We start from the raw sequence: 1,879 nt of genomic DNA, 5'->3' as shown, positions 1-1,879 counted from the left end.
TTTCTCTGTAACAGCATCTACCTTTAGTACCGTTCCCATCTTAAAGACCTTCAAATCCATCCCCTCCATCACGGCATGGGTTGGTAGCCCTGTTTTGATATTGAGTATCTCAAATACCCCTGACTCATTGGTATTGGTATAGACAATATTAAATATAGTTGCTTTTTTGACAACTATCTGCACCTTAGCAGATGCTCGTCCTCGTCTAGCGATAATTCGCTTAACCACAACCACATCACCGTGGTTTGCCCCTCTCATATCATCAGGCTGTATAAGTAGGTCTTTCTGCTCTTTAGTCGGAGCTTCAACAAAACCACGACCCGTTTTATCTATATAGAGTCGCCCTACACGATAGAGTGATTTTATCTTCCATAGACCATCTATCTGCTCTATCGCTCCTAGCTGTTGTAGAGCTTGGAATGAATTTTTGTCCTCTTGTTCGAGGTCGCTTTCGATGAAGCCGTTTGTTAGTTGGATTGCAAATGGGGACATATTATATACCTACCTTTGAGTTATTTAGAGTGTATTGTAAGTATAAATTTTGTATATCATCTATAGTAACTTTTCCACTATTTACAAGTTTTAACAATATATCAAGTGGTCTACTTTGGGTATTTTCCCCTGTCTCATATTTATGAAAAGCTCTTACTCCACCACCAAAGATAGATGAAGCTTTCTCTTGTGTAAGATTCAATCTCTTTCGTATCGCTTTTACTTCATCCGCAGTTAGAAGATTATCCATCTCTCTTTTGAAATCAGAGATAGCTTTTTGTGAGAATTTTAGGTCTCTTGGAGATAAGAATCCCTCCTGACACTCTATACAATAATCACCCATTTGCTGTATATCTCTCGTATGCTCTTTATATCTATAGACTATGGTTCTCTCTTCTCTTTTGATCTCTCCATCACATATTGGACAAACTTTCATTACCTCTCCTTAAACGATATAATAATCGCATCTTTTTTAATCTGAAGTTTTATATACAGCTCAATGCCTCTATAGCTACTGTGATAAACATCATGCCAAAGCTTATGATTACGATAACTAGTCATGGACTTATAAAGATTTGAAGTTTTTAGTCCATCTATAATTTTCAAAATCTCATCATCAGAGAGACCTAGTTCTGTGTAGCTCTGTCTTGCTGATAGTGTGACTATATAGTTATCTTCTACTATTAGTTTTTTAATAGACTCTAAGCTATAGTGAGCAACTCTCTTTTCCAAATAAAATCCTTTATCTCTATAATTTTAACCAAAAAGGTTAATTTTGTCAAACCTTAGAGAAGCACTACCTTATCGCCTCTCTTTCATATATCTCTCCTAAATTAATTTATTATTTACTCATCTTGATTATCAATGACTTTGATTTGGGCTTTTAGAGTAGCATACTCTATAAGTTTATCTTTTCTAACATCTGAATTTGACTTCTCTTTCAAATCAAAAATCTGTGTTAAAATATTTGTCCAAGTCAAAAGTTGAGGGTTCAAAAAGTAATTATCTATATGATTCTCTCCCTCATAATAAAGCTCTCTATAAATCTGATTGTTCTCATCAAATTTTAGTTCCACCACTTCCCAAGGCTCAAAACTAGAAGCGATAAGTGGAGAGTGTGTAGCCATTATAAGCTGATTGTTCTCTCCCACATTCATATATAGGTCTGTTAGTTCTCTTTGAATATCAGGATAAAATGAGTTTTCTGGTTCGTCTATTAAGATAATGCTGTCTTTTGGGTTATGAGTTTTAAGAAGTATAAAAGTCCAAAGAAGATTTTTTGTTCCTGTACTAATATTTTTATATTGTACTGAAAACTACGGAAAAACCCCAAATTACTCCCCAACCCCAGCAAAGTCAGTAATCTCTCTCCACTCATCATCCGAAA

Annotated in this window: 2 protein-coding genes and 2 pseudogenes; all 4 read right to left on the bottom strand. The window is 35.0% G+C overall.

Features of this window, described 5'->3' with window-relative positions:
- A pseudogene (locus tag GSY74_RS01930) lies at nt 1-492 on the bottom strand (ribonuclease); the annotation flags it as partial.
- Nucleotide 493: 1 nt separating this feature from the next.
- Complete coding sequence (locus GSY74_RS01925; RefSeq protein ID WP_164663431.1) at nt 494-928, bottom strand: type II toxin-antitoxin system MqsA family antitoxin; 435 nt, start codon at nt 926-928, stop codon at nt 494-496.
- Nucleotides 928-1,224 carry a type II toxin-antitoxin system MqsR family toxin gene (locus GSY74_RS01920; RefSeq protein ID WP_164663430.1) on the bottom strand — a complete coding sequence of 99 codons (297 nt, stop codon included), beginning with the start codon at nt 1,222-1,224 and terminating at the stop codon, nt 928-930. The genes GSY74_RS01925 and GSY74_RS01920 overlap by 1 nt, the downstream gene beginning before the upstream one ends.
- A 113-nt stretch (nt 1,225-1,337) precedes the next feature.
- Nucleotides 1,338-1,790, bottom strand: a pseudogene (locus GSY74_RS01915) (AAA family ATPase); the annotation flags it as partial.
- Nucleotides 1,791-1,879: the final 89 nt, after the last annotated feature.

Origin of the sequence: Sulfurovum sp. bin170 (assembly GCF_010892395.1) — a bacterium.
Taxonomy (GTDB): domain Bacteria; phylum Campylobacterota; class Campylobacteria; order Campylobacterales; family Sulfurovaceae; genus UBA1140.
This window is presented reverse-complemented; position numbering and strand designations above follow the sequence as displayed.

Excerpts from the sequence above, each read along its gene's own strand:
- GSY74_RS01925 (WP_164663431.1), bottom strand. The coding sequence starts at position 928 with ATGAAAGTTTGTCCAATATGTGATGGAGAGATCAAAAGAGAAGAGAGA.